This is a genomic window from Paraburkholderia sp. EG286B (assembly GCF_040965655.1).
Taxonomy (GTDB): domain Bacteria; phylum Pseudomonadota; class Gammaproteobacteria; order Burkholderiales; family Burkholderiaceae; genus Paraburkholderia.
Window position 1 is genome coordinate 215,665 of sequence record NZ_JBFRCF010000011.1, and the last position, 24,416, is coordinate 240,080.

Annotated in this window: 22 protein-coding genes; 9 read left to right on the forward strand and 13 right to left on the reverse strand. The window is 62.4% G+C overall.

Features of this window, described 5'->3' with window-relative positions:
- The first annotated feature begins 42 nt into the window (after positions 1-42).
- From tssA to AB4Y42_RS24580, 7 genes are all read left to right on the forward strand, one after another.
- Positions 43-1,164, forward strand: a complete 1,122-nt coding sequence (tssA, locus tag AB4Y42_RS24550; protein WP_368695610.1) for a type VI secretion system protein TssA — start codon at positions 43-45, stop codon at positions 1,162-1,164.
- A 2-nt stretch (positions 1,165-1,166) separates the two neighbouring features.
- On the forward strand, positions 1,167-3,839 hold the full coding sequence (locus AB4Y42_RS24555) for a type VI secretion system Vgr family protein (RefSeq protein WP_368690749.1): 2,673 nt from the start codon (positions 1,167-1,169) through the stop codon (positions 3,837-3,839).
- Between the two features lie 2 nt (positions 3,840-3,841).
- The gene (locus AB4Y42_RS24560) at positions 3,842-5,263 is read left to right on the forward strand and encodes a hypothetical protein (protein WP_368695611.1); all 1,422 of its coding nucleotides are present in this window, start codon (positions 3,842-3,844) and stop codon (positions 5,261-5,263) included.
- On the forward strand, positions 5,260-6,030 hold the full coding sequence (locus tag AB4Y42_RS24565; RefSeq protein ID WP_368690751.1) for a hypothetical protein: 771 nt from the start codon (positions 5,260-5,262) through the stop codon (positions 6,028-6,030). The genes AB4Y42_RS24560 and AB4Y42_RS24565 overlap by 4 nt, the downstream gene beginning before the upstream one ends.
- A 358-nt stretch (positions 6,031-6,388) precedes the next feature.
- A complete protein-coding gene (locus AB4Y42_RS24570; protein ID WP_368695612.1) occupies positions 6,389-7,009 on the forward strand; it encodes a hypothetical protein in 621 nt (206 codons plus the stop codon).
- Positions 7,010-7,100: 91 nt separating this feature from the next.
- Complete coding sequence (locus AB4Y42_RS24575) at positions 7,101-7,388, forward strand: PAAR domain-containing protein (protein WP_368695613.1); 288 nt, start codon at positions 7,101-7,103, stop codon at positions 7,386-7,388.
- Positions 7,389-7,477: 89 nt separating this feature from the next.
- The gene (locus tag AB4Y42_RS24580; RefSeq protein WP_368690754.1) at positions 7,478-7,831 is read left to right on the forward strand and encodes a hypothetical protein; all 354 of its coding nucleotides are present in this window, start codon (positions 7,478-7,480) and stop codon (positions 7,829-7,831) included.
- Between the two features lie 26 nt (positions 7,832-7,857).
- On the opposite strand, the gene AB4Y42_RS24585 is transcribed toward AB4Y42_RS24580, so the two are convergent.
- The 4 genes from AB4Y42_RS24585 to AB4Y42_RS24600 all read right to left on the reverse strand — a co-directional run bounded on the left by AB4Y42_RS24585 (position 7,858) and on the right by AB4Y42_RS24600 (position 14,663).
- Complete coding sequence (locus AB4Y42_RS24585; RefSeq protein ID WP_368695614.1) at positions 7,858-8,805, reverse strand: OmpA family protein; 948 nt, start codon at positions 8,803-8,805, stop codon at positions 7,858-7,860.
- Positions 8,789-9,799, reverse strand: coding sequence for a type VI secretion system-associated protein TagF (tagF, locus tag AB4Y42_RS24590; protein WP_368695615.1), 1,011 nt, complete (start codon positions 9,797-9,799; stop codon positions 8,789-8,791). Before tagF ends, AB4Y42_RS24585 begins: the two co-directional genes overlap by 17 nt.
- A complete protein-coding gene (tssM, locus tag AB4Y42_RS24595) occupies positions 9,796-13,674 on the reverse strand; it encodes a type VI secretion system membrane subunit TssM (protein WP_368695616.1) in 3,879 nt (1,292 codons plus the stop codon). The genes tagF and tssM overlap by 4 nt, the downstream gene beginning before the upstream one ends.
- Positions 13,675-13,805: 131 nt before the next feature.
- The gene (locus AB4Y42_RS24600; RefSeq protein ID WP_368695617.1) at positions 13,806-14,663 is read right to left on the reverse strand and encodes a M15 family metallopeptidase; all 858 of its coding nucleotides are present in this window, start codon (positions 14,661-14,663) and stop codon (positions 13,806-13,808) included.
- Positions 14,664-14,807: 144 nt separating this feature from the next.
- On the opposite strand from AB4Y42_RS24600, the gene AB4Y42_RS24605 reads away from it, so the two are divergent.
- The gene (locus AB4Y42_RS24605) at positions 14,808-15,725 is read left to right on the forward strand and encodes a hypothetical protein (protein WP_368695618.1); all 918 of its coding nucleotides are present in this window, start codon (positions 14,808-14,810) and stop codon (positions 15,723-15,725) included.
- Positions 15,726-15,767: 42 nt separating this feature from the next.
- Here the strand turns inward: AB4Y42_RS24605 and AB4Y42_RS24610 are convergent, their stop codons facing one another.
- From AB4Y42_RS24610 to AB4Y42_RS24620, 3 genes are all read right to left on the reverse strand, one after another.
- The gene (locus AB4Y42_RS24610) at positions 15,768-17,213 is read right to left on the reverse strand and encodes a 3-deoxy-D-arabino-heptulosonate 7-phosphate synthase (RefSeq protein WP_368695619.1); all 1,446 of its coding nucleotides are present in this window, start codon (positions 17,211-17,213) and stop codon (positions 15,768-15,770) included.
- Between the two features lie 64 nt (positions 17,214-17,277).
- Positions 17,278-17,805 carry a DUF6496 domain-containing protein gene (locus AB4Y42_RS24615; protein ID WP_368690760.1) on the reverse strand — a complete coding sequence of 176 codons (528 nt, stop codon included), beginning with the start codon at positions 17,803-17,805 and terminating at the stop codon, positions 17,278-17,280.
- 79 nt (positions 17,806-17,884) lie between these two features.
- On the reverse strand, positions 17,885-18,796 hold the full coding sequence (locus AB4Y42_RS24620) for a LysR family transcriptional regulator (protein WP_368695620.1): 912 nt from the start codon (positions 18,794-18,796) through the stop codon (positions 17,885-17,887).
- 121 nt (positions 18,797-18,917) lie between these two features.
- Between AB4Y42_RS24620 and AB4Y42_RS24625 the strand changes: the two genes are divergently transcribed.
- Positions 18,918-19,856: an alpha/beta fold hydrolase gene (locus AB4Y42_RS24625; protein WP_368695621.1), complete on the forward strand. Its 939-nt coding sequence runs from the start codon at positions 18,918-18,920 to the stop codon at positions 19,854-19,856.
- A 7-nt stretch (positions 19,857-19,863) separates the two neighbouring features.
- Here AB4Y42_RS24625 and AB4Y42_RS24630 read toward each other — a convergent pair whose 3' ends face one another.
- The 6 genes from AB4Y42_RS24630 to AB4Y42_RS24655 form a co-directional block, all read right to left on the reverse strand.
- On the reverse strand, positions 19,864-21,411 hold the full coding sequence (locus tag AB4Y42_RS24630; RefSeq protein WP_368695622.1) for a transporter substrate-binding domain-containing protein: 1,548 nt from the start codon (positions 21,409-21,411) through the stop codon (positions 19,864-19,866).
- Between the two features lie 94 nt (positions 21,412-21,505).
- Complete coding sequence (locus AB4Y42_RS24635; RefSeq protein ID WP_368690764.1) at positions 21,506-21,886, reverse strand: hypothetical protein; 381 nt, start codon at positions 21,884-21,886, stop codon at positions 21,506-21,508.
- A gap of 109 nt (positions 21,887-21,995) precedes the next feature.
- Positions 21,996-22,397, reverse strand: coding sequence for a hypothetical protein (locus AB4Y42_RS24640; RefSeq protein WP_368695623.1), 402 nt, complete (start codon positions 22,395-22,397; stop codon positions 21,996-21,998).
- A 117-nt stretch (positions 22,398-22,514) separates the two neighbouring features.
- Positions 22,515-22,778: a pentapeptide MXKDX repeat protein gene (locus AB4Y42_RS24645; protein ID WP_368690766.1), complete on the reverse strand. Its 264-nt coding sequence runs from the start codon at positions 22,776-22,778 to the stop codon at positions 22,515-22,517.
- A gap of 105 nt (positions 22,779-22,883) precedes the next feature.
- Positions 22,884-23,660 (reverse strand): molybdopterin-dependent oxidoreductase, encoded by a 777-nt coding sequence (locus AB4Y42_RS24650; RefSeq protein WP_368695624.1) that lies wholly within the window; start codon positions 23,658-23,660, stop codon positions 22,884-22,886.
- Between the two features lie 56 nt (positions 23,661-23,716).
- Positions 23,717-24,355, reverse strand: a complete 639-nt coding sequence (locus tag AB4Y42_RS24655; RefSeq protein WP_368690768.1) for a cytochrome b/b6 domain-containing protein — start codon at positions 24,353-24,355, stop codon at positions 23,717-23,719.
- Between the last annotated feature and the right edge of the window lie 61 nt (positions 24,356-24,416).

Sequence of the window (24,416 nt, forward strand, 5' to 3'; positions counted from 1 at the left end):
CCTCGCTCGAAGCGCACCGCCTTAGCCATTATGTAGAACGCCATGTCGACTGACACGACCGCGCTGCTAGCGCCCATTAATGAAGCGTCGCCGTGCGGCGCCGATCTGCTGTTTTCGGCGGATTTCGATGCGATCCAGCATGCACGCCGCTTCGACGACCCGTCGCTCGACCAGGGCGAGTGGATTACCGAGATCAAGGAAGCCGACTGGCCTTTCGTGGTCGAGCGTTGCGCGGCAATGCTACGCACGCAGACGAAGGACTTGCGGCTCGCTGTGTGGCTCACCGAGGCGCTCGCCATTCAGGAGGGCGTACCGGGACTCACGCAGGGCTACGCGCTCCTGAGCGGACTGGTCGAGCAGTATTGGGAACAGGTGCATCCGCTACCCGAAGGCGACGACACGGAATATCGACTTGGTAACGTCGCGTGGCTCGCGGGCCGCACGGCGGAATTGCTGCGTTCGGTGCCGCTCACGCAGTCGGGGGTGGCTTTCAGCGCGATCGACTGGGATGTCGCGATGCATGTCGCGCAGGCAGTCAAGCGCGATCCGGATCATGCGGACGATATCGCGCGCGGCAAGCCTTCGGTTGAGCAGATCGACGCCTCGAAGCGGGCCACGCCGGCTTCGTTCTATCGAACGTTGCTCGCGCAGTTGAAAGCATTCGAAGCCGCTCTCGCTGCGCTCGATATGGTGCTCGAGGCGCGAGCCGGTGATGCGGCGCCGAGCTTCCGGCAAGCGCGCGAGGCCAGCGAGAGCGTCTATGGACTTGCGGAGCGGTTCGCGCGTGACGTGGGCGTGAACCTGAATGCGGGGGCTTTGGAGCCTGCCGTGCAGCCGGCCGCTTCGCCCGTGGCTGTCGAACGCGCAGAACCGAGCTTCAAGACACCTTTGGCCGTTGAGGACACCATGGCGAATCCGATTCGAATGCCGGTCCGCGCGTACGCGGGCATACAGAGCCGTGCCGAAGCCGTTGCGCAACTGCGTGCGGTGGCGGTCTTCTTTCGCGAGACCGAACCGCATAGCCCAGCCGCTTATCTTGCGGACAAAGCGGCCGAGTGGGCGGAAATGCCGCTGCACAAGTGGCTTTCGACGGTGGTGAAAGACGATGGCACGCTCGCGCAGATTCGCGAGATGCTTGGTGTGAAGACGGATGATGCGGGTTGAGCATGAATTTCACTGAACTTGTTCAAGTCATTCAGGGCGGTCTGATCCAGCAGGACCGCCTGATCAAGACCGATATTCCAGCCTTGCCGGATAGTGCGCTCGTGCCGCGCAGGGCAGTTCTTTGTTCGGAATTGGCGCGCGATTTCAACGGCACGCTCGACATGGTGTCTACGGCTGGCGACATCGAGCTCAAGAAGCTCATCGCGCAGCCAATGACGCTGTGGATTCAGCAAGCGGACAAGTCCTATCTCCCGGTCAACGGCTATATTCATACGGCCCGAAGGCTCGGCGCGGACGGCAGCTTCACGAGCTACCAGCTGATCTACGCCTCATGGATGCACTTTCTCCGGTTTCGCAGCGACATGCGGTACTGGCAGGACAAGAGCGCCGACGCCATCATCACGGACGTATTCAACGAGCATCCGCAGGCGCGAGGCCAGTTCCAGTTCGCCTTGAGCAAGCCGCTGCCGCAACGCTCGTATTGTCGCCAGAGCGAAACCGACTGGAACTTTGTTCACCGGCTGATGGAGGAGGAAGGCCTGTTCGGCTTCTGGCGCCAGGCCAAGGACGGCAAGTCACATACACTGGTTGTGACCGACGACATTCATTCGCTCGACGAGGTGTCGCCTAATCCGGTTACGTTCTACCGGTCGGGCACTGGCAGCGAAACGGACGCCTTCACGCAGTGGTCGGGTTCGCGGACGTTGCAGAGTACTGTGCATACGACGCGCACGTTCGACTACAAGGCGCCGTCGTCGGCGGTCAACCCCAAAGGGACAACGCTGCCGACGATGGCGAACCAGGGGGATTTGCCCGAGCAGACCGAAGTTTACGAATATACCGGTGCATATACGTACTCGGATCAGACTCGCGGTGAGCAGCTTTCAAGGGTTCATCTGGAGGAGTGGGAATCGCGGGCCAAGCGCTTCTACGCGGCGGGTGGGGTTCGCGGTATCGATGCGGGACTGCGCTTCGAATTGACCGGTCACCCGGAACACGATCACGATTCGGCGAGCCAGCGAGAATTCGCCGCGATCAAGGTGCGCCGGTACATCGAGAACAACCTGCCGCTTTCGGACCACGAAGCGAGCTTTCCACACGGCCTGCAGAACGAATTGGCGCGAGCCAAATCCGGATACACCGGAGAGACTGTGACCCAGGAAGACGGTTCCGCGGGTTTTTATCTGGTCGAAGTCGAGGCGCAGCGTGTGACGGTTCCGTACCGCAGCCCGTTCGAGCACAAGAAGCCGGAGATGCACCTGGAGACGGCTATCGTCGTCGGGCCGCAGGGCGAAGAGGTCTACACGGACGAACTGAACCGCGTGAAGGTGATGTTCATCTGGGACCGGCAGAATTCTGGAGATGTGGGTGCTTCGTGCTGGGTGCGGGTCGCGCAGTCGGATACGGGCGGAGGGTACGGCAGCGTTCACGTTCCGCGAGTCGGTGAAGAAGTGCTGATCGGGTATGTGGGCGGAGACTGCGACAGACCTATCGTCTTGCATCGCGTCTACAACGGGAGCGTCCAGCCGCAATGGCACAGCAACGGGATTCTCTCGGGCTACCGGTCGAAGGAGTATTCGGGTTCCGGCTTTAATGAAATGGTGCTCGACGATGCGACGGGGCAGAATCGGGCTCGGTTATTCAGTAGTACGGGAAGCAGCGTGCTTCACCTGGGGTATCTGATCGACCAGAGCGGAAATACGCGCGGTTCATACCTTGGATCGGGATTCGATCTGAAGACGGATTCGTACGGTGCGGTGCGTGCTTCGCAGGGGCTGTACGTCACGACGCATCCTAAACAGGCTGGCAGCCAGCAACTGGACGTGAGCGAGGCCAGACAGCAACTCATGGGCGCCGAGAGCGTGGTCGAGTCGATGTCGCAGGCTAGTGAGGCGCATCAGGCGGAGAGTCTCAGTGACGGGCAGGATGCGCTCAAGTCCTTTACCGATGCGACACAGAGCAGTGCGCAGGGTGGGGCGTCGTCTGGTGGCAGAACGGCCGGAGGGGGCACCGGCAGTGCGAACGCGTTCAAGTCGCCCGTCATGCTGGTTGCGAGTCCGTCCGGTATTGCGTTGTCGACACAGCAGTCGGTGCATGTGGCGAGCGATCAGCAGACTAACCTCATTAGTGGACAGAGCACGTTCATCGCCAGCGGGAAGTCGCTCGTAGCCAGTGCTGCCGAGAAGATCAGTCTGTTCGTGCAGAACGCGGGCATGAAACTATTTGCGGCCAAGGGGAAGGTTGAGTTGCGCGCATATTCCGACAATGTGGAGGTCACGGCGCAAAAGACGGTCAAGCTGCTTTCAGCGACAGGAAGCATAGAAGCGACCGCGAAGGAACAAGTTCTCCTGACCTCTGGCGGCGCATACATCAGGGTCAAAGACGGGAACATCGAGATTCATGCGCCGGGAAAGATTGATATCAAGGGCGCGCAACATTCGTTCGCTGGTCCAACAAGTCTTGGCGAGGCATACAACCTCGAAGGCAAGAAGGCTGAAATGCGCCTCCGCTACGTCGATGCCGACGGCAATGTACCCACCGGCGAGCCACTCCGGCTAGCTGCGCAGGATGGCGCAACTCATAGCGTTTCACTTGACAGAGAAGGTAAGGCAGTGTTGAAAAATATCGATTTTGGCTCTTTGACCGCGGTTCAGACGAAACGTGTTGGAGATTGAATATGGGCGAACGTCCACTGGTGCAGCATACAGCCTGTATCGACCTTCCCGGGGAACCTGTCAACTGTTGGGCCGAAACAGACTTGACCGTGCTTTTGCGCAAGCATCGTGACGTGATTTTCGATATCGAATTAAAAAAAGGCGCTACATATTCGGTTGAAGCCACGCAGGACTGGATGTACGACGTCAAGAAGAAAAGGCGTGTGCAGAAAGGCCAGTTCCAGGACGGAGAGCGGTACCACCTGTGGGTGGGGAGAGATTTCAAGGGTGAACTGGTACTGAGCATGAACGGCACCGTGCTCCATCGCTATTCGCTTGCGGCTCTCAATCTGCGGGGCGAAAGTAGCGATCCCAAGGTCAAGCCGGCGCCGCTGATCTTGACACTTGGTAATCAGCCCGGCTCGAAAACGCAGGCTCAATTTACAGGCGGTCTACAACAGGGTATGAGCCTATTTGCAAAGCCGAATACGTTAGTTTGTCGCAATACAAACGGCGAATTGCCTGGGGCGGCGTGGTGGGGTGGGATGATCCCGCTCGACTTCGGGGAGCAGGCGCACGTCAGCACAACTGCGTCGATGCCGGCTGCTTTGCAGGCGCATGCGGAAGAAGACACGGTTGTTCACGTCTTTGAGGTGAGTTTGTCAAACGCGCCAGCGGAGATCGTCGCGTTTGCGGAAAACGGTGGTGAAGACACGGCGCTTGACACAAACAAGATCGTCACACGCAATTGGCTATTGGGGCAACTGGCCGGAGGAACGTCGTTTGTGAAGGATAACTTTGGGGAGTTGCGAGACCTCTGGAACCGTAGCTTCCGCGTGATGCAAATCGTGCATCCGAAGGCGGGAGCAAAGACGTATGTCGTATTCCGTGGCAATGCTGGGTTACGAAAAGTGATTACTGGCACCCGGTATGGTGCGAAAAGCTCGAAGATTCTCGCGATTACGGCAGGTACGGGGACATTCGAATCGGCGACGGCGGCGGCATGGGAGGCCAGTAAGGGTGCATTCAAACGTGCGACCGGAATTGCGCTGGTGTTCACGATTGCACTCGATGCTGCCGAGTGGTACCACGACTATTCGAAGGTTGGCCCGGATGGAAAGCACTCGAAGGACTTGTACGATCTATTTGCAAAGGTCGGCGTCGACCTCGTGGCAGCCGGCATCACCGCGGCTGTTTCGACAGCACTGGTGGGTGCTGTGACGACGGCGTTACTGTCCGCGGGTTTGATTGCCAGCGCACCCGTATGGGCGGTGGCCGCCGCTGCAATCGGCGTAGCGGTGGCGGTAGGATATTTGATCAATCTGGCCGATAATGAATTTCACATTACGCACTGGGTTGCCGAAAAGTTACGCCACGCAGCTAAAGCTCTGGAAGAAAGCTACCCGAAAGATTACAACGGATATCCTATGATGTTCATGCCATGACTACAACCACGACTCAATCGAACCATATTCTGTGGAACTTGGTGAAGAAGACAATTCCGCTGACGCTGTTCGTCAATGTCGTTTCGATCGCCGTCGCCTATGGCTTTTACGCGCTGGCGTTTCGTGTGTCACTAGCGCCTTTCTGGCTGGCTACGGCGATGTTGATAGTTGCCGTTGTGGGACCATGCGTCATTGTTTTGATCGACAGAGATCAATCGAGGCTCGTTTCGCTGGGACTCGCGAATGCGATCATGGTGGCGGCGTTTTACTTCTTCTTTGGCATCGTTTGCTTCTTTTTCTACTTTCTGTTCGCCCCGATGCCTCTGTATGCAAAGGCCGGCGGTCTCGCGCTCGGCATCACTCTGACCGGCTACTGGATGGCATTTACAGCCCGGGATGTCAATAAGGCGCTAGCGACCTCGCGCTTCGTTCATCAGGCCTTTGAGGACAAAGGGAGTGTCTTGCAGTATCGGCTGCAAAGTATCGCCAAGCTGGAGGCAGTGCTGAGTTCACGCAGCCCGTCTGGAAAGGTTCACATGTACCTGGTGCTGCTGATTGCGCCTCTTTCGCTCGTGATCGCGCGAATTCTGACTCCAGTTTTCGGTGCGCACGGCCCGATCCTGCTGGTCGCCCTGATTCTATTTCCCGTTTCGCAGTGGATTGCCGCAATCGGCGTGAGGCAGTATATCGTGATGATACGTTTGCCCAGAAAGCTGGAGCGCACGCAAGGGAAATTGGTCGTCGTTGTTAGTGATGACGTTCACTAATATGACCCGACGTCGAAACGGGGTGAACCGTGCCACGTTACCGGATACTTCATTGCGACAAGACCACCGCGAACGGAACGGGAGTCGCGACGCCAACCACGATCCAATCTGGAGGTCGTGACATTCCACACGATAGCGATGATGGGCGGCGGCGGCCGGCATGCAATACCGCGGGCGAAGGCGACCGCGACGGTCTGCGCCAAGTGATATCCGCGACAGACGGCCGGGACGCGGCACCCAAGGATTCGGTGTGGCACATGGTGAGAAGAGTCACACCGATGAGCCTGCTATTGCCTCTGCTAGGTACTGGCGTTTCATACGCCGCCTATGCCGATGACCTGTCAGTCTCTGGATGGCCATGGAAAATCGCGATGCTTGTCACTTTGACGTGTTTTTTCTCGCCCTTCATGATCTACATGATGTACCGCCGCACGAACTTGCTGTGGGTGTGTGTGGGCTGGTGCAGTCGATTGGCATATTTGCGGTCTACTTCTTTTTCGGAATTTTTGCGTACTTTTACTATTTCATCTTTGCGCCCCTGCAGCCGCTGGTTAAATGGCCGGGGCTTCTGGGTGGCATCGCGTTGACGTTTTACTGGCTGGCCAGTATCAAACGAAGCGTCCTTCATACGATCACGGCGACTCCTTTCGTCGAGCGGGCTTTTATCGAACAGCAATCCTGCCTCGGCTTCCGGATACAGCCTGGAATGACGCTGTTCGACCAACTCCACAGCGAGCGTTTGCCGTTTCCGAAGATTTATTACTGGATCGTCTCCGGTGTTGCACCGTTTTATCTTATTTTAAGTCGGGTGCTGAGTGCCAGTTTCGGAACGAACGGTGTCCTGTTTTTTCTGGCGGTGTTGGGCATGCCAGTGTCCTTGTGGGTTGGGGGGGTGCTGGTTCGCGTCTATGTCGTCATGGTCTTCCTACCGAGACAACTTGAGAAGGAACGCGGAAAGCCGGTGTTGGTGGCCGGGTAGCGAACCCCGGAAAGCAGTCCGACATCAAATTTGATGTGACGTACCTGATGACCGACGTGGCCATCTTGCAACGCTGAAGGCACTAAAAACCATGCAACGCTTCCTGATACTCAACGGCGACAAAACTACCGCGAACGGAACAGTGGTCGCTATGTCAACCACAATTCAACTTGAAGGCCATGACGTCGCTCACGAAGGCGATGATGTGCAATGCCCCGCATGCAACACCACGGGAAAAATCAAATGCGATGGACCGCGTCAGGTGATGACCGCGCCCGATGGACGACATGCGGCATTGAGCGATGACCTCTGTATTTGCAAATGCGATCCGCCGCCGAAGCTTGTGGCATCGCAGCAGTCCATGTCCGTCGATGCATGATGTATGACGCTGCGTTCAACACCTTAACCCGCCGCTTGCTCGTCGGTTTGCTGTCCGTATTGCCGCTCGCCGCTTGCTCGGAGCGGCCGATGAACATCGACGTCTCAATCTACAACTACTGGCCCCGCGCGATCTACGATGTCGCGGTCAACGGTCAATACGCAGGTGGTGCTTATATGGCCTATCACCCAGGCGGTGCGGGTGGCTCGACCGTCTGCTGCGTGAATGTGAAGCCTGGCCCGATTTCGATCGATTATTCGCTGGGCGGGCCAGAGGGCGCCCCAAGATTAGGCGAAAGAATTCATGCAACCGCCGTCTTGCGGGAATTGCCGGGAGACTCCAGAGTACTCACGATGCATGTGTATCCAAATGAAACCGCCGTGGCTGAAGCATCCAAAGAATACGTCGATGAACGTCCAGCGCCGGAAGAGAAAAGACAGTGAGTTCGCCTTCCCGTCTCCCGGCCCCCCTACAACCCCGCCCGAAACTCAATCCGCCGATTCCTTGCCCGCCCATCACTCGTCTCATTCGAAGCAATCGGCTGATCAGGACCCACACCCGTCGCAGTCATCTGCTGCGGCGAGATCCCCTTGCCGACGAGATAACCCTTGACAGCATCGGCGCGCGCCTGGCTCAGCGCAATATTCGACGTGCGATTGCCCGCATTGTCCGTATGCCCAATGATCGCCACAGTACGCGTATTCATCTTCACGAGCACGGCCGCCATCTGATCGAGAATCGCGCGGCCTTGCGGCGTGAGCGTCGCGCTGCCCGTTTCGAACTCGATCGTGCGATTCGCGAGCGTCTGATCTAGCAGGCCCTGCTCGGACGCGCTCACGCGCAACCCATTGCGAATCGTATAGGTCGGATTGAGCGCGGTGGCCATGTCGCTCGCGATCTGCTGGCGCGTGGCCTCGTTGCCCACCTCGCCGCGCACGTCGATTTGCGTGCCGTCGATCTTCAGCTGTCCTTTGTGGATCTGCTTGAGCTGCGCGTTGAGCAGCTTCTGCACGTTGTCCGACCAGTTGGGCGGCGTCGCAACGTCGCCCACTTCGATCTGGTCGACGACGTTCGCCGCGCCATAGGTCTCGCGCAGGCGAGCGAGCACGGCCGCATGCGTGGCTTCGTCGGGTACCTTGCCGCCTGCCACGACCTGACCGGGCACCGTATCGACGGGCGCTGGCGTGGACGTGGCGGTCGAGCGAGGCACAGTGGCAGCAGTAGAGGCCGTCGGGTTCGCCGCAGGAAGCTCAGTCGTGCTGACCTGCGCGCCGCTGTTGTTCACGGGCGTGACGCGAGCAGGGCTCGCTTCGTCGGCCCACGCGTTCGCGCCAGCGAACCCGAACACGCCAGCCGCGAGCGCCGCAACCACCGCAGTACGCACAGGAATCCGCGCCCGTTTATCCGCGCCGCGCATGCCCAGCCTCCCCAACGAACGCTTCCTGGAACGTGTCGATCGCAAGACGCAGCGACAATTGCGGCTGATCGAGGTAGCTGACGAGTTTGCTGATGCCATGGTCGCTTTGTGCGTGACCGTCGATCCATTCGGGATCGTCGATATCGATGTTGTGGGCGGCGTAGGTTTGCGGATCGACCACGCTGTGCAGGGTTCGGGCCGAGGCGCCGTTGAAGCCGACGATGAGCCGCTCGCGCTGCGCGATGGTGCCGATGAAGATGGCGAGTTCGAAGTCCGCCTTCGAAACGAACGGCGCGATCAGCTCCAGCCAGAATGCGGCCACGAGGCTGCGGTAGAACGGGTCGACCGGCAGCGGCAGCGTGAGGCCGCGCTCCAGATGCGAGGAGCCGCTCGTCATCACGGGCCGCAGCAGCGAGCCGAGCGCGAGCATCGCGCCGCGCAGGCGCACGGGGTGGCCGCTCGCGAGCAGCATCCGCTCGAGGCCTTCGAGCGTCTGGTGTTCGACGAAGTCATTGAAGGTGCCGTCGTGCGGGTTGCCCACGCCGCCCACATCTACGGGCACCTGGGTTTCGCCGAGCGCGTGCAGCGCGCCCGCCGGCTCGCTCGTGCCAAGGAGCGGCTGCATTTGCTGGGCCGCGCGCGACCACAGCCGCGCGAAGGCGAGCGGGCTGCGCGCGAGAAAGGCGAGCGGCTGCTCGACTTCGAGCGCGGTGGCCGCGAGAAACGGAAAGCGCCGCGATGACTGGTCCTGGCTCGCCACCATGTGCCCGGCGATCGCGAGTTTGCTTTGCGAGCCGAGAAACGCGAAGTGCATAGGCTGCGCTTCGGCATAGACGATCTTCCAGCGCGGGTCGTCGGCGAGCAGTTCCATCGCCTGGGCGATCCAGCGGTCCAGTGTCTGCAGCAGCTGCGGATTGCGCGCACTCTTGACGAAGTCGCCTCGCGACGGAATCTTGCCGAAGTACGCGATCTGCGCCTGAACGGACTGCGTCATTGCGCGGTTCCTCCTGTCTGAGTGGCGGCCGCCGATGTTGTCACGGCAGCCACGGCGGCGGGCGACGCACTCACGCCGGCCGACGCACTCACGCCGGCCGCAGGGTTGGCAGCCGCACTGTTCATCGTCCCGACGCTTGCAATCGAAGAGGGCAGTTGCACGCCGCTCAAGCCTTGCTGCTGCGGCGCGTTACTGCTCGCAGCCGTGGGCTGCGAGGTGCTGACGATGCGCATGCTCACCGACACCGTCACGCTGCCTTGCGTCCACGAAAGGTCGAACGTGCCATCCGGATGGCGCGTGCGCTGCGCCGAGTTGATGAGTTTCTCCAGGCCGTAACGTCCCGGCTCGTTGACGAACTGGATCGTGCGACCGTCGAACGTGGTGGCCGAGAGCGTCGCGCCCGGCGCGCCCTGCGGATTGGGCCAGACGAAGTTCGTCCACTGCGGCGGCGTGTTGCGGTAGCGCATTTGCTGGCCGTCGATCGCAATCGTGTACTCGGTCGTGCCGCTCGAAGGCTGCGGCAGGATCTGGAACACGGTCTGCGGTTCGGACGATCCTTGTCCCGCGCCCGCCGCGCCGCCCGCGAGCGGCGCCACCCAGCGCGCGAAGCCGTTCGTGAAGTCGGGCGTGAGCGTGAGGCCCATGTCGCCCCAGGTGCGTGCGGAGAGCGTGTCGCCGCGGCGCACGGCGAGCGGTCCGAGCGTCGTGCCGACGAACTTCGAGATCGCACCCTCCGGCCCGAACATCTGGGCGATTTCGCTTGCGCCGGCCTCGATCTTCGCGCTGCCCGCAAACGGGTACTTGTTCGCGAGCGAGGCCTGGAACGGTTGGTACACCTGTGCATTCCATACCTTGTTCACTTCCACGCTCGCGGGCTGGATCACCACGGCGTAGGCCTGCATGAGCGGGCGCACGAGCAGCGGACGCAGGGCCTTCTTCTGCGCGTCGGTCAAGCCGGTGAGCATCTGCTCGTCGACGAGCTTGAGCGAATCGGAAAGTTCGGAGCCATTGCCGTCCAGCGTCAGTTGCATGAGCTGACGTGCGCCCGGTCCCGGGTCGCCCTGATTCTTGATGACGTTCAGACGCGTGCGCACCTTCGAGAGCGAATCCATGTAGCCGCCGAGCAGCGACGCGTTGTCGTGCGTCACGACCATGCGGCCCAGACCCGCGAATGCCTGGCCGATCGGACCCATCGAGGGCTCGACCGGATTGCCGTTGAGGTCGAGATTGGCCGTGGCAGTGTTGCCCGACATGCGCGAGAACCACTGCTTGACCCAGCCCGTCACGCCGCTTTCCGCGCGCTTGATGCTCACGCTCGCGAGCGACGGGTTGTCCCATGAGGTCTGGTCGTACGCGGTTTCGAGGATCTTGCGGATCGGCGAATCCTGCGGGTCGCCCAGGCGATTCATCGCATCGACGGCCTGGCCGAACGTGCCGAAGTCCTGCACGGCAATGCCCTGCATGAACTTCTGCCAGTTCTGCGCGTACTCGGTCTTGTACATCGACACCAGCGCCTTCTGGATCTGCTCGGGGCTGCCTTCGAGCGTGAGGTCGTCTTGCGCGGAGGTGTTGAGCACCCAGTCCTTCGCTTGCAGTTCCTTCGTCGCGGCGTCGCGGATCGCGGGCTGCACGTACTGGAACCACGCCTCGCGCGTGAAGGTGCCGGAAATCGCATAACTGCCCGCAATCAGCGAGGTATTCGTGTCGCCGACGATGCGCGCCACCGTCATGGGCGCGAAGCGCGTGGAGGCGCGCGCCTTGATCTCCTCGTACACGCGCTGACGCGCCGGCATGCCGCGCACCACGTGGCGCAGGTTTTCGCGCGTCTGGTCGACGAGCGCGAGGTTCGCGTCGATCATCGGCCAGTCGTCGTCGGATACGCGCGCGAGGTAGAACGTGATCATGCGCTCGGCGCTCTTGATCATCTCGTCGCGAGGCATGTTGCCGCGATTCGTTTCGAGCCAGCCGCGCCAGAAGCGCGCGATCTGGTCGGTCAGGTGCGCGGCCTCGACGTGACGCTTGTCGGAGAGCATCAGGTAGGTCTTGAGCGCGTTATAGGCGTCTTCGACGCTCGTGGGCGAGGCCGCGCTATAGAGGCCGCCCTGGCTGCTGCCCGCCATCGCCGTGTGCGCGGAGACGGGGATCGCACCCGAATCGGGCGTATGCGACATCGGCGCGAGCAGTTCGGGATGCGCGTCCACGTCTTTGAGGAACGAGGCGAGATTCTGCGAGACGGGCGTCAGCATGATCTGCCGTACGCCGCTGTAATACTCCTCGAGCAGATGCTGTTCGAGCCGGTCGCCCTGGTAGAGTCCGAGCGAAACGGCGAGCGGGCGGTCGCGGCGGAACTGCTCGAGCTGCTCGATGCGGTCTTCGAGAATGTCCATGGCCTGCAGGCGCGACTGCAGGTCGTTGCGGTTCTGCTGAAGGCGCTCGACGTTGTCGAGGTCGGCCTGCACGTTCGCCACGAGCTGCTGGTTGCCGATGGTCGACCACGTCCAGCCGCCCAGCGCGAGCGCGAGCACCGCGACGAAGCCGAAGAACGTGGCATAGCGCAGACGCGTCTTGGCGGGGCTCGCGAACTGCTTCACCGTTTGCCGGTCCGCGAAGATCACTTTCGAAAACAGATCGCGCAGGAAGAAGCCGTTTTTGGAGAACGCGCTATGCGGCTTGGGCAGCCCCTCGGCGGAGAGCACGAAGCGGTTGGCAATGCGCTGCGCGGCGGCGCTGCTGGTTTCGCCTTCCTGCAGCGCGCTCGTGAAATAGAAGCCGCGGAAGATCGGCTTGTACTGGAACGGGTTGTTCTCGAACAGCGTGGCGAGGAACGCGCGCAACGCCGGCTTGATCGCCGAGAATTCGAGCGGGAAGCTCAGTTGCCCGGGCGAGAGCTGCTTGCCGCGGCTGAGCGACATCTGTGCGATGCTGATTTCCTTGAGGCCTTCGTAAAGCTCTTCGAAGCGCTCATCGAACAGCGCGACGATATCGCGCTTCTCGTCCGGCTCGTAGGGCAGGGTGGCGCCCCACACGCGGTCGTGCTCCTGGCGGTCGTTGCTGCTGAAGAATTCGGTGAAGCCGGTAATCAGGTCGGCCTTCGTGAACATCACGTACACCGGCGCGAACACTTCGAGCCTCTCGGTCAGTTCCTGCACGCGCTGGCGCAGGTTCTTCGCGAGGTTGATGGCGAACTCGGGGCGGTTGCCCGTGAGTTCCGCGATGCTCGCTGTGACGATGATGCCGTTGATCGGCGCCTTCGGACGATGGCGCTTGAGGAGGCCGAGAAAGCCGAGCCATTCGCTGCGGTCTTCCTCGTGGACGGAATAGCGGCCCGCCGTGTCGAGCAGGATGCCTTCGGTCGTGAAGAACCAGTCGCAGTTGCGCGTGCCGCCAATGCCGTGCACCACGGCGTCGTGCTTGTCGGCGAAAGGGAACTGCAGGCCCGAGTTCAGCACGGCGCTGCTCTTGCCGGCCGCCGGATTGCCGATGACGATGTACCACGGCAACTCATACAGCGCTGAGCCGCCCGAAAGCTGGCCGATCTTCGAGGTCTTGATGGTCTTGACGGCGTCGACGAGCCGCGTGCGCAGCGTGTCCAGCTCCGCCTGCCTGGCGGGCGCGGCTGCCGGCGCCGCGGCGTTGTCGGTCTGCGCCTGCTGCTCCAGCATGTCGCCGAGCTTGCGGTTCGCGCGCCGCACGCGCGCGCGGCGCCAGAGCCAGAACACGAGCCAGAGCACGAACAGCGCGCCGAGAACGGCAGCGGGCCAGACGGGACTGATTTGCAGTGCATCGGCCGCGATGAACAATGCGGCCGCGAGCGCGATCACGCCGACGACAGAGAGCGTGCGCGTGTTTGTCAACACGTTGAAGAAGCGTTGCATAAGCCGTTCAGGTCCTGGTGCCTTGGGTGCTGTTTGTCGTGGTGTGCGGTGTCGTCACGCAGCAAGAGGTTTTGCCGCCCGGCAGAATGAATGAACGCCCCATAAACTCCCCATTTTTTTTCCGCTGCGCTTCATTTAACAATTGCCGGCGCGCGACCCAGAACGAAGCCGGGTTTGTGATATTCGACGTGGCCCAGATCCATCAATTTCCAGCGTCCGCCCCAGGTCAGGCCAACCTGCTCGGCCACCTGGCCGTATAACTGATAACCCCGCATCGCCCAGGGATCTTTTTCTGAAATGACAAGCTTGCCGTCACGCAGAAATGCGTTATCGGCCGCGAGTCCATATTGGTGATAGCTTTGGAAAGCTGCCGCATTTGTCACATTACCGCCTAATTGCGCCAGCCGGTTTTGCCGCTCGGGGCTGCGGTAACCCTCCAGTAGTGCCATTTCATAACCGTATTGCTCGCGCATGATTTTGTAGACGAGCAATAGCCGCGTGCGGAAATCGGCGTCCAGCAGATTCCAGTCGCGGCTTGCGTCGTGCAGCGCGGGCCGCACCTGCTCGACCTCCTTCGTGGCGAATACCTCGGGAGGCAGCGGCGGCGGTGGAACCAGCTGCTCGCCATTCAGCAAGGCAGCGATTTTTTCGTCCGGCACCCGGGGCGTGTCATCGTATTGAAATAACAGGTGACCGCGCAATGTAATGGCAATGAGCGGCGGCGTCGCAAGAATACCTGCGGTAATGAAAATCAGCAAGCGCCGCCTGATGAGTATATTTTTCATATCGGCCATTCTCGAATGAGAAATTTTTGCCGACTTAAAGAACTGACTCCGGGCGTGAGTGGCGCTCGCTGAAGCGCGGCGCATAATCAAACTATGCAATTCGAATATTGTGCTGAAAAGCGCTGCACGTACGGCGGGCAGCAGCAATAGTGCGGCCAGTGGTACGGCAATGGCAAAATAGGCGACGAGAGCAATGGCGACCAAAAGCGAACCCGCGGAGTGGCAATTGTTTTTTGTAATGCTTGATTTTAGAATCAGCGCTGCCCGAAGTTGGGCCGCCCCGTATTATTGCGGTGAAACAGGCTCAATTCAATGAGCACAATGAGCACGATTCCAACGAGACAGTGAATGAGTGCGCCGGACAACTCTACCCCCAAGGCTGCCCCCAGCCTCCTCGCCGACACGCCTGCCAGCGTGCCGGGCGCACAGCCGGGCGGCTCGCGCATCCTCGCGAATCTCGAGGGCCGCGTCGTGCCGCCAGCCACGCCGCCTGACACAGGCCGGCGCGCGCGCGCGCCGATGCTGATTGGCGCGCTGGTTCTGATCAGCGCTGCCGGTTTCGGCGCCTGGCACGTGGCCGAGCGTAGCGCGCCGGCGAACGCCGGGACGCAGGCGGCTGCCGGGACAGTGACCCCAACAGTTGCCCCCGCAGGCGCTGCGCCAGCGGTTGCAAACGCGGCGAGCGCGCCTGATACGGCGTCGGCTTCGCACGCCGCCACCATCGTGAGCGACGACGAAAGCGCCGACAACGCGAAGCCCGGACCCGACGCCGTTGCGTCCGCAACGGTACCCGACGACGGCCGGCTTTCGCGTGCGTTGGCCAATGGCGCGCGCGATGCCGGAGCGAGCGCGCCGGCAGGCGGCGCCGCGCCGCTGACGAGCGCGTCCGTAGACGCGAATCACAAGCATCCGGCCAAGGGCGCAGAATCCCGCCACGAAGCGAAAAGCGCCGCGCATGCAGGCAACGCCAGGACGGAAGCCCTGGCGAAGAAGCGGCACGATGGGCGTCCAGGCGGCCAGAAGGACGATTCCGATGTCGACCTGCTAGCCGTGCTCGTTGCCCGCACGAAGCCGGGCGATGGCAAGGACGCGTCCGCGCACGCGTCGAAGCCGGCGGCAAGCAAGCTCACGCTCGCGCAGCAAGTCAAGGCGTGCGGAGAACAGGGCTTTTTCGAGGATCAGCTTTGCCGCTGGCGCGTCTGCGACGGGCATTGGGGCAAGGATCCGGCGTGCCCCGCGGCGGCGCGCGCAAGCACGGAGCATTGAGGCGTCAGCGCGCCTCTCTCGAACGAACGCACGCACACGTCATTAAGGGCGTTCGTTCGCCGTGTACTGTGAACACCCCGGTGAACACCCCGTTGCATCGCGAATCGTGGCCATCAGGTCTTCGGGGTGGACCATCAATTCGCGCACGAGACGCAGCATCGAATACTGATCGAGCACGGCATGCCAACGCGGCGATTGCGTGAGGTGCTGCCAGACGGCAGCCAGTATTTCCGGATCTGCACGGTGCCCGTCCCACTGGGCGCTGGCGTATGCGAGGCTCGCCGGTGCGGACAAAAGCTGCATGCGGCTCGCGGCGTTGAGCATTCGCGAAGTGCCGTTGGCGGGCGCATCGCAGCAATAGAGTACGGCGTTCAGCAAGCCGGACTCGTCGATGCCTTGTGCGCGTAGCGAGGCGCCGTGCAGTCGTACCGGCCCCTGCTGGGTTTCGAACGTATACACGATGTTTTCTTCGGCGTGCGCGAGCAGGCGCAAACCGCGCATGAGCCGCGGGAGGTCGGTCGTCGCGGACTCGACGGATGCCTTCGCTTCAACGAGCAGGCGCACGTTCCAGACGGGCACGATATCGAAGGTCTTCGCGTGCAGCCGCTCCAGCAGGACCACGTCCCATTCCGTTTTGGCGCGCTCGTGCGTGCCCGGTATCGAGGCCGGAACGCGCATTGAACTCACGACACGGTACGCGTGCGGGTTCTCCTGCGCGGCGTTGAGCCTTTGAGCCAGAGTTTCGAGGGCTTGTACGGCCAGCGCTTCGACAGCCGCGCCGCGCCGCTGCGACGCCCGGCCTTGCGCCACGGCTGCCGGCGTACCCGGCCGCGGACCATATGCATCGAGCAATGATACGTACTGCTGCACAAGTGGATCGGGCGCCAGGGCTTCGATCCGGCACAAGCGCGCAAGCGCCGGACTGTCCCGCAGATCCGCCAGCGCGGGCTCGAAGTCCGAGCCCTTCGCAAGCTCCGGCAAGGCGAGGACGTTTAGCACCGTTTCGTGAAGTCCCGCGTAATGGGCCTCGTGGTGCGCCAGAGACGCGGACGCATGCAGCCGCGCAAGGGCTTCGCGCTGCCAGGCTTGCAGGGCGCGCTGCTGTTTGGCTGGATGCGCAATCGCATTGACGGCCGCATGGATCTGCCGGCGGTCCTGATCGGCCTGTGCCGAAAGCGACGCAAATTCGCGCACCTGCGGGGCGCGGTGCCGCAGCACCATGGCCTGAAATGCGCGGTCTCCGGAATCGGCGTGCATGGCCTCGGTGATCATGGCCGCGAGCGCGTCGGTGAAACGCGGCTTCAGCGTCGCGTCCGGCGCTCGGCCATGCGCGATGGCTTCTCGCGCCTGTTCGATGACGCGTGCCAGCGCCGTCGCCGGATTGGCGTCTCCAGGCGGCAGCGCCGAAGCCGCGGCCTCTAGCGGCAAGCGATAACGGCGTGGGACGTCGCGAAGGATCTGTTCGAGCAGCAGAGCGGGTGAGGACATCGGCGGTTGTGCAGCATGCGCGTGCGGGGCGATGAGGAACATAGTCTCATAACCCCGCGCCCCGCTAGTGGCGGGTGTGTTGCGCACGTGCGGCGCGTGTCTTCGCTGCCTTTTTTGCCGCGGCGGAGCGGCCCGCTGCGCCCTTGGTCTGCGCAGCCTTCTTCGCCGCCGCCGAGCGGCTTGCCACGGGGCGGCGCGCCGCCGCGCTCTTCGCCTGCTTCGACACGGCCTGTGGCGACGCGCCCGCCCGGCTTTCGCCCTTGAGCACTTGCGTCGTCGTGCGCGAGCGTTTGGCCTTCGATTCCGTGCTCGCGCGGGCCGTTTTCTCGCCGTGGCCCGCCGCGCTATCCTTGGCGGCCTTCTTGCGTGTCGCTTCGCTGGTCTTGCCGGGCGCCGGCGGTTTCAGGTCCACACCGGCGCGCCGTGCCTTCGAAAGGCCGATTGCGACGGCCTGCTTCGCAGAACGCACGCCATGCTTGCCTTCGCGTACGCGATCGAATTCCTCCTTCACGAATTCGCCGGCCTGGGTACTTGCGGATTTCCCCGCGCGCTTGTCAGCGCGCGCACGCTCGATCGTTTTCTTCTCGGGCATTTTGGCTCTCCTTGATGAGTGACCCTCTCATCCCAGCAAGCACCGTTCCGCACAGGCGCGCGAAGACCACGCAAAGTCATCAGACCGCCACGAAAGCCGGGCGCGGATCGGCCGCGAGCATTTCGGCAACGAAGTCGAGAAACACGCGAGTCTTGTTCGGCAGCCGCCTGCCCGATGGATGCACCCCATGGATCGGCAATGGCGGCGGCGCAAAATCCTCCAGCACGCTAACGATCTCGCCGCTCGCCATCTCCGCGGCGAAGAGCCAGGCGGGCGCCTGAACCAGGCCCATATGGGCCAGGACGGCCGCGCGAATCTGCTCCGCGTCGCCAGTGCGGAAATTGCCGGACGGAACCTGCAGACCCGATCCTTCGACGTTCCCGAAACGCCATGGCCGCGGCTCGTGCAGGGGCGCGAAAACGACACAGGCATGCCGTTCGATTTCGTGTGGCCGTTCGGGGCGCCCGTGCTTTTCGAGGTATTGCGGCGTTGCGACGACAACGACCGGACTCGAGGCCAGATGCCTCGAAATCATCGAGGAGTCGGCGAGCGGTCCGATCTTGATCGAAAGATCGAAACCTTCCTCGACGAGATTGACGATTCGCTCCGTTGCGGAAAGGTCCACGGACACCTGCGGATAGCGGGAGAAAAACGCCGGCAGGTGCGGCACGACATACAGCCGCCCAAAGACTGGCGGCACGGTGACGCGGATCAGCCCGCCCGGAGACAGCTGGCCATGCCCGACGGAGGACTCGAGATCGGTGAAGTCGCCAATGATGCGCAAGCCCGCTTCGTAGACCGTTTGACCGGTCTCGGTAAGCGTCATGCTGCGCGAGGTGCGCCGCACCAGCTGAGCGCCAAGATAGCGCTCGAGCGACGCAAGCTGCTTGCTGACTGCAGGCTGACCCACGCCGATGTCGCGCGCCGCCGCGGCGAAACTCCCGCTTTCGACGATGCGAATGAAAAGCTTGAGCGCGTCGAGCCGGTCCATTGCTTCTTCTCCAAAACTTCCTGAGTGGAATGGATTCTATTCCATTTGGCCTTCTTCCATGGTGTAGATGGAATCGATATCGTCATGCCCATCGACAACGCATTCACGCAACGACTGAGCCATGATGAGCATCGGACAACGCGCAAACCTGATCGAAGTGCGGCACAGCCTCAGCGATGACGACCGCGAGGCGGCGAGGGCCTCGATCGAGCGCACGCAACGGCATTTCAACGAATTCCATGGCACGATGCGCGAGGCGTACGACGCCATGACCGCGCAGACGCCGGTGGCGGAGGGCGTCGGCATGGAGCGCATCGCGAGCGCGGACGTGCAAGGATGGTGGATTCGGCCGCGCGCCGCGCCTGCCCATCGCGCGATCCTGTTCCTGCACGGCGGGGCCTTTGTGCTCGGGTCTGCCTGGGGGTATCGCGGGTTCGCGAGCCAGATCGCGGTGCGCGCCGGCGTGGACACGTTCGTGCTCGACTATCCGCTTGCCCCCGAGCATCCGTTTCCTGCGGCGCACGATGCCGTGCTCGCCGCGCTGCGATGGCTGGCGCACGGCGGCATACGCGAAGTCGCCCTGGTTGGCGACTCCGCAGGCGGGGGCCTTGCACTGGCGGCTCTGGGTGTCGAGGAGCGGCGCACGTTGAACGTCGCGAGCGTGGCCGCTTTCTCGCCGTGGGTCGATCTGGGGTTGACGGGGCCGTCGTTCCACAGCGATGCGACGCGGGATGCCGTCCTGACGCGGCCTGTGCTCGCCAATGCCGCCGCGACGTACCTGGGCGCTTCCGATCCCGCGGATGGACGCGCGTCGCCGCTGCATGCCATTCCCGGGCGCCTGCCGCCCATCGCGCTCCAGGTGGGCACGGACGAGCTGCTGTTCGACGACGCGCGCCGTTACGCGGCGGCCGCGGCGGAGCAGGGCAACGAGGTCCAGCTGGAAATCTACGAAGGACTGCACCACGTCTTCCAGCGATCGACCCACGAGCTGTCGAGTGCGCGGTATGCGCTGGACGAGATCGCGAGATTCATCTCGCGGTGCTGGACGCCTGACACGTAAGTCTGCCTCAGCCCTGCTTGCGCACCTGCCCGATGGCGCGTTCGCGTGCCGCCTGCGCCTGTTGTACGAGCCGGTAGGCGGCGTAGTACTTGTAGATATTGCGCACGTAGGTGGTCGTCTCGATCCCGATCTTCTCGCCGGCCACGATCTCGACGTTGTTGAACCACTTGTCGGGCGAGAGCCCTCGGGCGGCCGCCTCCTTGCGCATCTTCGCGATCCTGGCCGGACCCGCGTTGTAGCTCGCAAACGCGAACAGGGCGCGGTCCGAGTCGGAAAAGTGCGCATCCGGGAAGTAGCGGGACATCAGGAGGTCCAGGTATTTCGCGCCGGCGTGGATGTTCGATTCCGTCACGCGGATGTCACCGACGGCCAGCTCCCTGCCGGTCGCCGGCATGAGCTGCATGATGCCGATCGCGCCAACGTGGCTGCGGGCGCTCTGATCGAGCTGCGATTCCTGGAACCCCTGCGCGGCGAGCATCAATGGATCGAAGTGATATTGCGCGCCGTACTTTTCGAAGAGACCGACCGTTTGCGTGAAGCGCTTCAGTTCGGCGTCCTCCGTATTGCTGGTGATCTGCTTGACGCGCTGCAGTTCCTGCTGCAGACGCACTTCCGCCACGCTCTGCTTTTTCACGTAGCCAACGTAGAAGTCGGTGATGGCCTGCTGGAGTTTGGGACTCTGCTTGCGGATCGCCCAGCCAATATAGCCGGCGTCACGCACGGCCATGTCGTCGTGCACCACGATGCCCGGCAGCACCTGCGCCCAGAATTTCGCCTTCCAGTCGTCGACGACGAGAATCTGGATCAGCCCGACATTGAGCATTTCCATGGCGTCCTCGTCCTCGAGCGCATCGGGCAGCAATACCAGCTTCATCGGCGGCTTGCCTTCTTTTTTGAAGCGCGCGTTCAGGGCGGTCAGACTCTCGAAATAGCTGCTGCTCGCACGCACGTGCACGGTCTTGCCGCTCAGGTCGTCGAGTTTGGTGAGCGCGGGCGACTTCGGACCGGTGACGACCAGCTCGCGAACCTGCTTGCGGTCGCGCGGCGCGACGAAGTCGACCTGCTTGAGCCGCGTTTCGGTGACGGTCAGATTGCCGGCGGCAATGTCCCCTTTCCCGGCCAGCAGAGCGGGAAGGAGCTGGTCGCGCGTCGTCGGGATGATCACGAGCGTCAAGGGACGCTTGCCGAGGCTGCTCCGGTACGTCTTGTTCAGGTAACGCTCGAAGTCGCGCATGAGCCCGGCGGTCAGCCCTCGCTCATGACCGAGCTCGTTGAAATAGAGCGTCCTGCTGTATGGCACCAGCACGCGGATCAGCCTGCGGTCGAGCATGGCATCGAAATCGCCGAACTTCGGCTGGATGGCGAGGTTGAGCCGGCGCGTGGTGGTGGAGGTGGGGGCCGCAAGGGGCGATGGCGCACTAGCTGGTGCAGCCGTCGCGGCCTGTGACGCCGCGGCTTGCGCAGGCGTTCCCTGGGCCGCGAGGCAGCCTGTCGGCCGGCTGGCAATACTCATCCCGAAAGCCAGGATGATCAGCAACGTATGAACAATGCGCATGGTGCCAGGGCCGAGTGTGACGCGCCCTCCCATCATGTCACAACCGCACGATCTGGCTATGGGCCCATGGTCCTATAGCGAAAACGAACAGCCGCTACTTTGCCGATGTCATGACGTCACAGCCGCCGTGCGTGCCAGTGCCTTTCAGGGTGAGCGTAAGCCGGCTGCCCCGGTTCGCCGTGATGATCTGCCCATAGCTCACCGTGGGAATGAACTGGATATCCGGTGCGACCGCGACAGGGGGATTCCTTGCGCCGTCGACGGTCAAATCGAGTTCCACGGTGACCGTGTCGATTGCGACGCCCATATCCTGCTTGCGCTCGGCCTGTTCCTTCCTGAAATTGCACAGGCCCGTGAGAACCTGCTCGAGAGCGGTCGGAATATCAACCGGCTTGCCCGGTGGGATCGGCGGCGTGTTGCAGCCGACGATCGTGAATGGCAAAGCGCAAAGGACCACGTATCGGCAAGCGCGCATTGGGTTCCCCTTCGATGAGCCAAAGGACGGCTTTGTCGAAGAGTGCCATGCGTGGGTGCGCAGTCAATCGGACCTATGGCCTATGCGGAAGCCCGCTTCGCCTCGTGAATCACCCGGTCAGGCGCGTCCATAGCGTTCGTATGCGGCGCGCGCGCTCGTCAAACAGATACGACGCTGCGAGCGCGATCAGGCCAGCGACGACCCCCGTCGCAATGTGTTCGAGAACATGAATGCGATAGTGACTCGTGTGCGCGTAGGCATCGCCGATGATGGTTAGGCAGCCCACCAGCAGCGCGTTGCCATAGCGATTCGCGTACCACTTCGCTGCTGGCGTGAAGGTGAGCAGCACGGCCAGCGCGCCGGTGAACAGTCCCGTCTTGAATGCGATGGTCCAATGGGGCAGGCTCATGACGTTGCCCCAGCTCCCCGGCATGCAGGTCATGCACGCACTGGTTGGCTGCCAGAAGCGCTGAACGAATAATTTCAGGCGGCGTTGCCATTCGCTTCCCATCACATACTCCCGGTGCAGGGTGTGCGGCCCCGCGGAAATCGTGCATCGCTTGCGCATTGTGCCGGGGCGCGCGCTGCGCTCCTGGCGCAAGCTACGCCGGGAGCGCGTTACGACGGTTCAATGCGCCATGGCGCCCGATGCCGGGTGATCCATGCCCATGGCGTCGTGCTTCATCGGCTTTTTCATCTGATCATGGCTCATCGCGCCGCCTTTGCTCATTGTATCGTGCGACATGGCGCCTTTATCCATGGTGTCCTTCTGCATCGAGTCCTTCGACATGGCGTCGTTCGACATCGCGCCGCTAGCCTGCGCGAATGCCCCCGCGCTCATGCTCAACAGGGCGGCCGAGATGGCGATGGCTGCGAATCGGATCGTGTTCATTTGCATTGCTCCTTGCTGGGTGGAAAAAACCGTTGCCCCTTTTGCGGGCGGAAGTGAAATGGAGCCGTCGCATGAAGTGGCGTATCAGGCGGCGGCAGGAAGACGTCACGAACCGCCGAACCAGTTGTAGCCCTGGTCGACCCAGTAGCCGCCTGGATACGTATTCGTGACGAAAATCTCGACGATGTGCTTCGGGTTCTTGTAGCCGAGCTTCGTCGGCATGCGCAGCTTCATCGGATAGCCGTATTTCGCCGGCAGGCGCTCGCCGTCGTAGTCGAAAGCGAGCAAGGTCTGGGGATGCAGCGCCGTCGCCATGTCGATGCTTTCGTAGTAGTTGTCGGCGCAGCGAAAGCCCACGTATTTTGCGGTGAGATCCGCATCGACCCGGCGCAGGAAATGCGCGAATGGCGTGCCGCCCCAGCGGCCTATCGCGCTCCAGCCTTCGACACAGATATGCCGCGTGATCTGCTCGGCGTGCGGCAGCGCGTACAACTCGGGCAGCGTCCAGACGCGCTGGCCCTTGACGAGCCCGCTGAGCCTGAGCCGATAGTCGCCGCCATCGACCACGGGCGCCTCGCTCTCGCTATAGAACGCGTTGAAGGGGAAGGGCCGCGTGATCTGGGCTTCGGTGTAGGTGGGTGCGAGCCGGGTTGGGTCGAACAGCCATGCCTGCACGCGATCGTTGAGCCGGGAAACGGCGCTGAGGAACGTGTTGACCGAGGCGTCGTCGGTGATCGTGCAGCCGGTCAGCAGCGAAAGACCGCCGAGCGTGAGCATGCGCTTGCCGAACAGGCGCCGTGACGGCATGTCGAGTTCGCGCCGTGCATCGACAAGAATCGCCGCGCGGTCGATTGCGATGATCTTGCGGTCTTGCGTGTTCATCTGGAATCCTTATCGATATCGAAGGATAGTGACTCGAATGGCATCGGTCGGCCTGGTCAGCGTCCGCGCAGCATGGTGAGCAGCGAGCGCGGCACGAGCGCGACCATCGTCACGTGAACGAGCACGAACGCCGCAAGCACGGACATCGCGCAAAAGTGCACGACGCGCGCGCGGTCGTATCCGCCCATCAACTCGCGCAGCAGTGGAAACTGCACCGACTTCCAGATCGCAAGGCCCGACAGCACGAGGACGACGAGGTCGGCGATCGCAACGAGATAGGCGAGTTTCTGCACGGCGTTGTACTGGCTCAGGTCGGCGTGCGAGAGCCGGCCCGTGAGCGCGGCGCGCAGGTCGTGCAGCACGGCGCGCGGGCTCAGCGGGAAGAACTTCGTGCGCCAGCGGCCGGTGGCGAGATTCATGGCGAGATAGAAGAGGCCGTTGAAAAACAGCAGCCACATTGCCGCGAAATGCCATTGCAGTGCGCCACCGAGCCAGCCGCCGAGGGTGACCGAGGTGGGAATGACGAAGCCCGCGAACACGGGAGATGCATCGTAAATGCGCCAGCCGGAGAACATCATGACCAGCGCCGCGAGCGCGTTGAGCCAATGCGTGACGCGCAGCCAGAGCGGCTGGATGGCGCGCGGGCGGCGCACGCTGGCGGCAAGTGCGGGCGATTCACCGATCGACGTGTGCATGGCGATTCCTGGTTAGCGCAGAGTTGACAGTGAATTCGCTGTGGCGCGCGTGCCGGTTACA

Excerpts from the sequence above, each read along its gene's own strand:
- AB4Y42_RS24580 (WP_368690754.1), top strand. The coding sequence starts at position 7,478 with ATGAACATCGACGTCTCAATCTACAACTACTGGCCCCGCGCGATCTAC.
- tagF (WP_368695615.1), bottom strand. The coding sequence starts at position 9,799 with ATGACGCAGTCCGTTCAGGCGCAGATCGCGTACTTCGGCAAGATTCCG.
- AB4Y42_RS24585 (WP_368695614.1), bottom strand. The coding sequence starts at position 8,805 with ATGCGCGGCGCGGATAAACGGGCGCGGATTCCTGTGCGTACTGCGGTG.
- AB4Y42_RS24655 (WP_368690768.1), bottom strand. The coding sequence starts at position 24,355 with ATGCACACGTCGATCGGTGAATCGCCCGCACTTGCCGCCAGCGTGCGC.
- AB4Y42_RS24605 (WP_368695618.1), top strand. The coding sequence starts at position 14,808 with ATGAGTGCGCCGGACAACTCTACCCCCAAGGCTGCCCCCAGCCTCCTC.
- AB4Y42_RS24645 (WP_368690766.1), bottom strand. The coding sequence starts at position 22,778 with ATGAACACGATCCGATTCGCAGCCATCGCCATCTCGGCCGCCCTGTTG.
- AB4Y42_RS24570 (WP_368695612.1), top strand. The coding sequence starts at position 6,389 with ATGGAAAATCGCGATGCTTGTCACTTTGACGTGTTTTTTCTCGCCCTT.
- AB4Y42_RS24635 (WP_368690764.1), bottom strand. The coding sequence starts at position 21,886 with ATGCGCGCTTGCCGATACGTGGTCCTTTGCGCTTTGCCATTCACGATC.
- tssA (WP_368695610.1), top strand. The coding sequence starts at position 43 with ATGTCGACTGACACGACCGCGCTGCTAGCGCCCATTAATGAAGCGTCG.
- tssM (WP_368695616.1), bottom strand. The coding sequence starts at position 13,674 with ATGCAACGCTTCTTCAACGTGTTGACAAACACGCGCACGCTCTCTGTC.
- AB4Y42_RS24555 (WP_368690749.1), top strand. The coding sequence starts at position 1,167 with ATGAATTTCACTGAACTTGTTCAAGTCATTCAGGGCGGTCTGATCCAG.
- AB4Y42_RS24630 (WP_368695622.1), bottom strand. The coding sequence starts at position 21,411 with ATGCGCATTGTTCATACGTTGCTGATCATCCTGGCTTTCGGGATGAGT.
- AB4Y42_RS24620 (WP_368695620.1), bottom strand. The coding sequence starts at position 18,796 with ATGGACCGGCTCGACGCGCTCAAGCTTTTCATTCGCATCGTCGAAAGC.
- AB4Y42_RS24640 (WP_368695623.1), bottom strand. The coding sequence starts at position 22,397 with ATGGGAAGCGAATGGCAACGCCGCCTGAAATTATTCGTTCAGCGCTTC.
- AB4Y42_RS24625 (WP_368695621.1), top strand. The coding sequence starts at position 18,918 with ATGATGAGCATCGGACAACGCGCAAACCTGATCGAAGTGCGGCACAGC.
- AB4Y42_RS24560 (WP_368695611.1), top strand. The coding sequence starts at position 3,842 with ATGGGCGAACGTCCACTGGTGCAGCATACAGCCTGTATCGACCTTCCC.
- AB4Y42_RS24610 (WP_368695619.1), bottom strand. The coding sequence starts at position 17,213 with ATGTCCTCACCCGCTCTGCTGCTCGAACAGATCCTTCGCGACGTCCCA.
- AB4Y42_RS24615 (WP_368690760.1), bottom strand. The coding sequence starts at position 17,805 with ATGCCCGAGAAGAAAACGATCGAGCGTGCGCGCGCTGACAAGCGCGCG.
- AB4Y42_RS24650 (WP_368695624.1), bottom strand. The coding sequence starts at position 23,660 with ATGAACACGCAAGACCGCAAGATCATCGCAATCGACCGCGCGGCGATT.
- AB4Y42_RS24565 (WP_368690751.1), top strand. The coding sequence starts at position 5,260 with ATGACTACAACCACGACTCAATCGAACCATATTCTGTGGAACTTGGTG.
- AB4Y42_RS24575 (WP_368695613.1), top strand. The coding sequence starts at position 7,101 with ATGCAACGCTTCCTGATACTCAACGGCGACAAAACTACCGCGAACGGA.